This is a genomic window from Leuconostoc litchii (assembly GCF_008107645.1).
Classification (GTDB): domain Bacteria; phylum Bacillota; class Bacilli; order Lactobacillales; family Lactobacillaceae; genus Leuconostoc; species Leuconostoc litchii.
This window is the reverse complement of record NZ_SDGY01000001.1, coordinates 254,931-263,769: the sequence shown is the minus strand read 5'-3', so window position 1 is coordinate 263,769 and position 8,839 is coordinate 254,931. Positions and strand designations below refer to the sequence as shown.

Annotated in this window: 11 protein-coding genes; 4 read left to right on the top strand and 7 right to left on the bottom strand. The window is 37.4% G+C overall.

The window, feature by feature from the left end; translation table 11 throughout:
* Positions 1–247, bottom strand: a 247-nt coding sequence (locus ESZ47_RS09450) for a KxYKxGKxW signal peptide domain-containing protein (RefSeq protein ID WP_244307533.1), incomplete at its 3' end; no start/stop codon positions are given.
* Between the two features lie 435 nt (positions 248–682).
* Here ESZ47_RS09450 and ESZ47_RS01265 point away from each other — a divergent pair.
* From ESZ47_RS01265 to ESZ47_RS01250, 4 genes are all read left to right on the top strand, one after another.
* Positions 683–1,597 carry a PLP-dependent cysteine synthase family protein gene (locus ESZ47_RS01265; RefSeq protein ID WP_148604048.1) on the top strand — a complete coding sequence of 305 codons (915 nt, stop codon included), beginning with the start codon at positions 683–685 and terminating at the stop codon, positions 1,595–1,597.
* 11 nt (positions 1,598–1,608) lie between these two features.
* On the top strand, positions 1,609–2,751 hold the full coding sequence (locus tag ESZ47_RS01260) for a trans-sulfuration enzyme family protein (protein WP_148604046.1): 1,143 nt from the start codon (positions 1,609–1,611) through the stop codon (positions 2,749–2,751).
* Between the two features lie 19 nt (positions 2,752–2,770).
* A complete protein-coding gene (epsC, locus tag ESZ47_RS01255) occupies positions 2,771–3,265 on the top strand; it encodes a serine O-acetyltransferase EpsC (RefSeq protein ID WP_148604045.1) in 495 nt (164 codons plus the stop codon).
* Between the two features lie 142 nt (positions 3,266–3,407).
* Entirely contained in the window at positions 3,408–3,593 is a 186-nt protein-coding gene (locus ESZ47_RS01250) for a hypothetical protein (protein WP_148604043.1), read from the top strand.
* Between the two features lie 166 nt (positions 3,594–3,759).
* Here the strand turns inward: ESZ47_RS01250 and ESZ47_RS01245 are convergent, their stop codons facing one another.
* The 6 genes from ESZ47_RS01245 to ESZ47_RS01220 form a co-directional block, all read right to left on the bottom strand.
* On the bottom strand, positions 3,760–4,035 hold the full coding sequence (locus ESZ47_RS01245; protein ID WP_148604041.1) for an HU family DNA-binding protein: 276 nt from the start codon (positions 4,033–4,035) through the stop codon (positions 3,760–3,762).
* A 171-nt stretch (positions 4,036–4,206) separates the two neighbouring features.
* The gene (gene der, locus ESZ47_RS01240; RefSeq protein WP_148604039.1) at positions 4,207–5,517 is read right to left on the bottom strand and encodes a ribosome biogenesis GTPase Der; all 1,311 of its coding nucleotides are present in this window, start codon (positions 5,515–5,517) and stop codon (positions 4,207–4,209) included.
* Between the two features lie 73 nt (positions 5,518–5,590).
* On the bottom strand, positions 5,591–6,781 hold the full coding sequence (gene rpsA, locus ESZ47_RS01235) for a 30S ribosomal protein S1 (protein WP_148604037.1): 1,191 nt from the start codon (positions 6,779–6,781) through the stop codon (positions 5,591–5,593).
* Positions 6,782–6,883: 102 nt separating this feature from the next.
* The gene (gene cmk / locus ESZ47_RS01230; protein ID WP_148604035.1) at positions 6,884–7,552 is read right to left on the bottom strand and encodes a (d)CMP kinase; all 669 of its coding nucleotides are present in this window, start codon (positions 7,550–7,552) and stop codon (positions 6,884–6,886) included.
* Positions 7,553–7,565: 13 nt separating this feature from the next.
* Positions 7,566–8,114, bottom strand: coding sequence for a peptidoglycan-binding protein LysM (locus tag ESZ47_RS01225; protein WP_148604033.1), 549 nt, complete (start codon positions 8,112–8,114; stop codon positions 7,566–7,568).
* Between the two features lie 73 nt (positions 8,115–8,187).
* On the bottom strand, positions 8,188–8,778 hold the full coding sequence (locus ESZ47_RS01220) for an ECF transporter S component (RefSeq protein WP_148604032.1): 591 nt from the start codon (positions 8,776–8,778) through the stop codon (positions 8,188–8,190).
* Positions 8,779–8,839: the final 61 nt, after the last annotated feature.

Here is an 8,839-nt window from a genome sequence, read left to right as displayed (position 1 = left end):
TTGTACTTTCATCTGTTGTCGTTGTACTATCACTGCTTATTGTAGCGCTTGTACTTTCATCTACTGCTGTCGCTGAATTTACAACGGATGCATCTTTACTTGCAGTATCTGCGCTCACTTGCGTGAAACTGCTCAAACTACCAATCATCAGTGCTGATAATCCTGCAAATAGCCATATTTTACCAGACTTATACATTTTATAGTGCTTTGGTGCAGTTGTGCTGATGATCTGAGTTTTATTATTCATTTTATTCCTCACTTATTCAGTAGTGTTTTTGCCGACAAAAAATAAATTTATTTTCGAATGAAATTATATTTCAATTATTCCAAAAAGGCATACGTTTATCATATAGTGAGTAAATTAAAATAATATTAATTCAAACTTGCATCAATATTAAAATCTAACAGTTGATAATGAATGTTTGACAATCAATTTTATATATAGTATATTTATCTCAATTAATAACTAGGAGCTTATGATGGTTTCATATCAAAATTCATTTAAATTTACTTGCTGCAGTACGACGCGTTTTCGATGTTGTACTGTTTATTGTGTGTGAATTTTTGAAGTGAGCTATAACGAAAATTCTATTTAAACGGTTAAACATTTAAAAGCGCGGAGATTCTATCGAATTTTCGCGCTTTTAGTTTGTTTCTTAATGACAAAAAATAAGGAGTTAGTATGCTAATTGAAAACATACATCAGCTAATTGGTCAAACACCGCTACTTGAATTACAATTACCCGTACCAAACCATAGTCGGATTTTTGCGAAATTAGAAATGTTCAACCCTGGAGGAAGCATCAAAGATCGTTTAGGACAGTTTTTAATCTCCGACGCATGGCATAAAAATTTAATTAATCAGCAGACAACTATTATTGAACCAACTGCCGGTAATACTGGTATCGGCTTAGCTTTAGCGGCACAACAATATCAATTATCAACTATTTTAGTAGTTCCTGAAAAATTTAGTGCTGAAAAGCAACAGTTAATGAAAGCTTTGGGAGCAACAATCATTAATACACCCTCTGAAGAAGGAATTAAAGGTGCTATCGCTAAAGCAAAATCACTCGCGGCAGAAATTGATAATAGTTATTTGCCAATGCAGTTTGCTAATCCCGCCAATCCTGAGACTTATTATACAACCCTAGGTCCAGAAATTACTGATGACTTGAAAGATAAGCAAATCGCTGCTTTCGTTGCTGGTGCTGGTAGCGGTGGTACGTTCGCAGGCCTAGCTAAGTATCTCAATGAGTCTGATCCGACTATCAAAAATATTGTTGTCGAACCTGAAGGATCTATTCTTAATGGTGGTCCAGCGCATGCACATCGCACTGAAGGTATCGGCGTTGAATTTATACCACCATTTTTCAAAAACGTCATTATCGATCAAACCCTAACTATTAGTGATGATCGTGCTTTCCAACAAGTTCGTTATGCCGCTAAGCATCTAGGTTTGTTTATAGGCAGTTCAAGTGGCGCAGCTCTTGCAGCTAGCTTGCAAATGGCAGAAACCCTACCATCACATAGTAATATCGTTACTGTATTTCCCGATAGCAGTGAACGTTATATGAGCACAAACATTTATAACAACTAAGGAGGAAACAAATGAAATTTAATACGCAATTGATTCATGGTGGCATTAGTATTGACTCTGAAACTGGCGCCGTATCAGTGCCAATCCATATGGCTTCTACTTTTAAACAAGCTAAAATTGGTGAGGCAAAATACGAATATTCAAGATCTGGTAACCCAACTCGTGAAGCCGTAGAAAATCTAATAGCTGAATTAGAACATGGCACTGCGGGATTCGCCTTTGCATCTGGTTCTGCAGCAATTAGCACAGTTTTTTCTATGTTTTCATCAGGCGATCATATTATTGTGGGCAATGATGTTTATGGTGGTACTTTTCGCTTAATTGATAATGTCCTTAAAAGAATGGGCCTTACGTTTACGATTGTTGATACTCGTGACTTGTCTGCTATTGAACAATCTATACAAGATAATACTGTTGCCATTTATCTTGAAACGCCAACAAATCCTTTACTAAGAATCAGTGATATCTCTGCCATCGCTTCTCTTGCGCACCGAGCAAACTTATTAAGTATCGTAGATAATACATTTGCTTCTCCTTACATACAAAAGCCAATCGATTTAGGTGTTGACATTGTTGTTCACAGTGCTTCAAAATATCTTGGAGGGCATAGCGATTTAATTGCTGGGTTAGTTGTCACAAAAGCTGAAGAAATCAGTGATAAAATTAAGTTTTTGCAAAATGCTATTGGCGCCATATTGGCTCCGCAAGAAAGCTGGCTGCTACAACGTGGTATGAAAACGCTAGGATTAAGAATGCGTAGTCATCAATCCAATGCTCAGATTATTTTTGAATATTTAAACAAGCAAGAAAAAGTTGGTAAAATTTACTTCCCAGGTGACCCAAATAATCCAGACTTTGCATTAGCTAAAAAGCAAATGAATGGTTTTGGCGCCATGATTTCATTTGAATTAAAGCCTGGACTGAACCCTGAAAGCTTCATCGATAAACTTAAAGTTATTACGTTGGCCGAAAGTTTGGGCGCTCTCGAAAGTTTAATTGAAATTCCCGCTATCATGACACATGGTGCTATTCCTCGTGATATTCGAATTGCTCATGGAATACAAGATGAACTAATTCGACTTTCTGTTGGTGTTGAAGATATTGAAGACTTAATTGAAGACTTAGAACAAAGTTTTAATCAATTAAATTATTAGCATTTGGTGTAGTGAAAAAATGTTTCTAACTGCGAAATCAATCTTAAAACGTGATCCTGCCGCTAAGAGTCTAATCATGGTTATACTCACCTATCCTGGACTACACGCACTTGGTTTTCACCGTATTGCCCATTGGCTTCATATTCATCACCACTATATGTTAGCGGCTATCATAGCACGATGGTCCGCTAAACACACAGATGTTTTCATTGCACCAGGTGCCCAAATTGGACACAGGCTGTTTATTGATCATGGTATTGGTGTAGTAATTGGAGAAACTGCCATTATCGATGATGACGTGACTATACTACACGGTGTCACTCTTGGTGCTAGACACCAAACAGCAGGTCGCAGACATCCACATATCGGAAAAAATACTTTCATTGGCGCTCATGCACAAATACTAGGAAATATTACTGTAGGTAGTCATAGTAAAATCGGTGCAAATGCGGTTGTTCTAAAAGATATTCCTGCTCATGCCACTGCTGTCGGAAATCCTGCCCACTTAGTTTAAAATTAGATACCCTCCTTTTTAAAGTATTTAACAAAAAAAGAACTAATAATTAAAATTAGTCCACTTTTTTGTTTAAAAACTTATAAAGTGGTATTCTTAAGGTACTAGCTCTTTAGCTAAGTAACTAACCAGGGGGTTTCATATGGCTTTCAATAAGAAAATTGCCGATATCATAAGGAAAAAAGTTGAACGTGGCGAAACAGGATTTTGTTTATCACAATTCAACCAAGTCGATGTTGCAAATACTGCGAATACACTCGCAGAAGAGTTGAATCTCGTGCATACAGACATCTATCCTGAGGTGAACGCGGTTGTAAGTGTTCGATAATGTAACTATCTTATAATTAATTTCGATATAGTGTTTTTTCTTAAATAAAAAGAGAAAGCTCGGTATGAGCTTTCTCTTTTTATATGGGATTGCACCGAAAAATAATTTCTAGCTTTCCCAATTTTCCCCAGAAACACTGTTAAACAGCGGTATATATGGGTATTAATTACTTAACGGCATCCTTCAGAGCTTTACCTGGCTTAAATGCAGGAACCTTTGAGGCAGCAATTTGAATTTCTTCACCAGTTTGTGGGTTACGACCCTTACGGGCAGCACGGTCACGAACTTCAAAGTTACCAAAACCAATCAATTGAACCTTTTCGCCCTTCTTCAATGATTCTTCGATTGATGCAAATACTGCGTCAACTGATGCAGTAGCATCTTTCTTTGTTAAACCAGTTGCCTTTGCAACTGAATCTACTAATTCTTGCTTGTTAGCCATTTTCTTTTCTCCTAAGAGTTTATATTAACGCGTAAAACGTTTTGTGAAATGTGCCGAAACATTATTTCATGTAACTAGAATAACATAAGCATCGCTAAATGTGTAGTGTTATCAAGGGTTTTCGGCACTTCGTAACAGTCATGTTACATAAAAAAAATATTTTTGAAAAAATCACTTTCGAGCACGTACAATCAACTTAATAGGCGTACCGGTAAAGTCAAAGGCTTCTCGAATTTTATTCTCTAAGAATCGTTCATATGAGAAATGCATCAATTCAACATCGTTCACAAAAATAACAAATGTTGGCGGCTGCGTGGCAACTTGTGTTGCATAATAAACTCTTAAACGCCGACCATTATCTGATGGTGTAGGATTGATTGCAATGGCATCCATGATAACATCGTTAAGCGTAGAAGAAGTTATGCGCTTACGATGATTATCATCAACATCTTTAACTAACTGAGGCAATCGATCTAGTCTCTGGCCTGTCTTAGCAGAAACAAACACAATTGGCGCATAATCTAAAAACTTAAATTCATCACGAATTAAGTTTTCGAAATCGGACATTGTATGATCATTCTTTTCAATAGCATCCCATTTATTAACAACAATAACCATCGCGCGTCCAGCCTCATGGGCGAAACCAGCTACGTGTTTGTCTTGCTCTCTAATACCCGCTTCGGCATCAATAACCATAAGAATAACATTACTATCATCTATGGCTTTCATAGCACGCATAACTGAATATTTTTCAGTATTTTCATAGATTTTTCCACGCTTACGCATACCAGCTGTATCGACCATTACAAATTCGTCACCTTCAGCCGTAACAAATCTTGTATCAATGGCATCACGCGTCGTACCTTCAATATCAGAAACAATAACACGCTTTTCGCCAAGCATTGCATTCACAATTGACGACTTACCAACATTTGGTCGCCCAATAATGCTAAAGCGAATTGCTTCATCTTCTTGTTCTGCTGCTTCGTCAGGAAAGTGCTTCACAACTTCATCTAATAAATCTCCTAAGCCTAGGCCATGAGACCCTGAGACAGGAAATGGATCACCAAGTCCCAGTGCATAAAAATCATATATGTCTTGGCGCATTTCGGGATTATCTACTTTATTAACTGCCAAAACAACTGGCTTATTAGATTTATACAACATGCGAGCAACTACTTCATCTGCTTCTGTTAAACCTTCACGCCCCGAAACAACCATAACAATAACATCTGCTTCGTCAATAGCTAATTCTACTTGACCACGTATTTCAGCTAAAAATGGCGCATCACCAATTTCAATACCACCAGTATCAATCATTCGAAATTCATAATTCAACCATTCGGCCGGTGCGTACAAACGGTCTCTGGTAACACCAGGCATATCTTCAACAATGGCTATTCTTTCACCTGCCATACGGTTAAATATTGTTGATTTTCCAACATTTGGTCGTCCAACAATAGCTACTATAGGTGCTGACATTTCTGTACCTCCTTTTTATCAATAAATTATCATAAAAAAAGAACTGGCGAACCAGTCCTTTTTAACAAATTACTTAGAACTTACCATCAAAGAGGTCGCCCAATGTTGCAGCTGAATCATCTTGTTGCTTGTAGGCAGCAATATCTGCACGTGATGCTGAACTATCCTTTGAATTTCCACGATCTTCACGTTCTGGCTTTTCTTCCAATGCTTTCATTGACAATGAAATACGTTCTTCAGCAGGCTTAACGTCCAAAACTTGAACTTGAACTTTATCACCTGACTTCAAAACATCTGAAGGATTCTCGATACGCTTGTGTGAGATTTGTGATACGTGAACCAAACCTTCGATACCTGGGAAGATTTCAACGAATGCTCCAAAGTCTTTCACACGCTTAACAGTTCCTTCAAGAACTGTACCAGCTGGCGCCTCTTCAGCAACTTTATCCCATGGTCCAGGTTGTGTTGCCTTAATTGACAATGAAATACGTCCTTTTTCAGCATCCAATGCCAAAATCTTAACGTTAACAGCTTCGCCCTTTGTCAAAACATCAGCAGGGTTCTTAACACGATCATGAGAAATTTCTGATACGTGAACCAAACCATCAACACCACCCAAATCAACAAATGCTCCGAAGTCAGTCAAACGAGCAACTTTACCTTCGACAACTTCACCAACTGTCAACTTTTCGAATGCTTCTGCTAATTGCGCTGCACGTTCCTGTGCTGCAACTGCTTTACGTGACAAAATCAAACGTGCCTTAGAAGCATCAATTTCAATAACTTGTGCCTTAATGTCTTTGTTCTTGAATTGGTTCAAATCTGACACAAAACGGTCAGCAACCATAGATGCGGGTACAAAACCACGTACACCATTAACATCAACAACCAAACCACCACGAACTGCATTAATTACCTTGGCATCAACAGTGTCACCTTCACCAAAGGACAAGTTTTCCCATGCCTTGCGGGCTTCCAAGCGCTTCTTTGACAACAAGTAAGAAACGCCTTCTTTGTCGCTTGTTACATTAGAGATAACAACAGCTTCAACACTGTCGCCAACCTTTAATTCGTCTGCCAGATTAATGTTACGATCGTCTGAGTACTCACGTGCTGGCACAACTCCTTCTTCACCGGTATGCAAACCAATAACTGCTTGGTTATCGTTATCCACGGCTAGTACTTCACCTGTAACGACATCTCCTACCTTAATTTGATCTGCACTCTCGAGAGCTGCTAAAAGCTCGTTGTTTGTCTCACTCATGACGTCAAACGTCCTCCTACAATTTACACTATGAATATAGTGTACCAAATAATTTACTTCTTGTATAGTAAAAAACACGGTTTCTACCGTGTTAATTCAAAACTATTTTTTGCTTGTGATAATATTAGCTATCTGAGAAACTACTTGATCAATATTTTGACTTGTTGTGTCAACTAAAATAGCATCTTTGGCCTGTGTTAATGGACTAATCTTGCGATGAGAATCTTTATAATCACGCGCTTCAATTTCTTGTTTCAATGTTTCAAGATCTGTAGTGATACCTTTTGCAATATTTTCCTTATAGCGTCTTTGTGCTCGTTCTTCAACACTTGCTACAAGAAATATTTTAACGTTGGCATTTGGTAAAACAGTTGTACCAATATCGCGACCATCCATAATTACACTATTGTGGTCAGCAATGTCACGTTGACGACTAACTAAATTTGAACGAACATCAGCAAAAGCAGCAACAATAGACACATTATTGGTTATTTCTGTAGAACGAATTTCGTCAGTTACATCAACATCATTTAAGAAAACACGTTGAACTGGTGCACTGGGTTCAAATCGGATATCAGTGTGTGACAATAAATTTCTTATTTTTTGCTCATCATTATAGGAAATACCAGCTTTTTTTGCTGCTAAAGTGATTGAACGATACATTGCTCCTGTGTCAACATAAACATAATTTAGTTTTGTTGCCAAAATTTTAGCAATTGTTGATTTCCCTGCTGATGCTGGGCCATCAATAGCAACTTGAAAATTAGTCATTTTTAAAAACCTCTTACTGAATATTTAGTGCCGTACCAGCATATTGTGTATAGTTAGCGACTGTTAATCCTGGGTTTAATGCAATCACTTGACTTGTAGTCATACCGTGTGTCACTGCAAAATTATATAAAGTTTGGTTTGATCCCAAAACCGCAGTAGTTGTTGTAGAACTACTTGCAGACGAACTGGATTCTACAGTATCACTTGAAGATGAACTAGCAACCTCATCACTCGAGGCATCAGAGCTACTGCTGTCTACTTCTTCTGATGAACTAGACTCAGAGGTAGTAGTTTCAGATGATTCCGATGAACTTGATTTATCTGATGAAGACGACCGCTTTGCACTTGAAGAAACAGCCGTGTGTGTTTTAGGTGCCTTTTGGTTGGACATCATACCATACACTGGTACAAACGAAATAATTGCCAGTGCTAATACTACCAGTAGAACAAGAAATCCTTTATTAGATCCATGTGCATCTGACTTTCGAGAAAATTTAGGTTCCAGTTTATTTTTTTTAGGTCGCTTAGAGCGGCTCATTGTATTAGGGTCATAATCGTTCATCAAAACGACCTCCATTTTATTGTTTCAAATAAAATTTTACCACACTAATACCTTTATTGCTCATAATGTTTTATTAAGAGCGAAACCTTCTTTGCAATGGTGCTAATGCCATTAATACGACAATACTTACAGCAAACCATACACTTCCTTCAATTAAATTAAAGGGCACAACCATACCAATAAAATAGTTTTTTAGACCAATGAATTTGGCAATATCAAAGTTAGCAAATTTAGCATACATAGGTACCGCAACAAACCAATTAACAAGAACTGCAACAACCGTGATAGCAATTGTACTACTAATTAATGGTATGATTTTTTTTGACCACCTACTCAAATAGATTACATTGGGCATTGTTATTTTCATAACTGTAATAAAGGTTAAAATAACAATTAAATTAACTGGTAAGCCCAAATAAGTATTAACACCTTCATTAGCCAAAATTAATTTTAACAAGGTGCGCAATAAAATAATCCATACTGCTGAAGTGTAGTTTAACCAATAGAGACCAATGACTACTGGAATGATTGAAAAATCTAACTTCAAAAAATCAGCACCTGGAATAATAGGGACTTGTGGAAATAGCATCAAGCCAAACGATATGGCACTGAGTATTGCAATTAGCGTTGTCCTTTGTATTCGTGTTGCAGGAGCAATTATCATGTTTTTTCCTCTTAATTGTTTGCTCTGGTTTTTAAACATACAAGCAAACAAAAAACTGCAA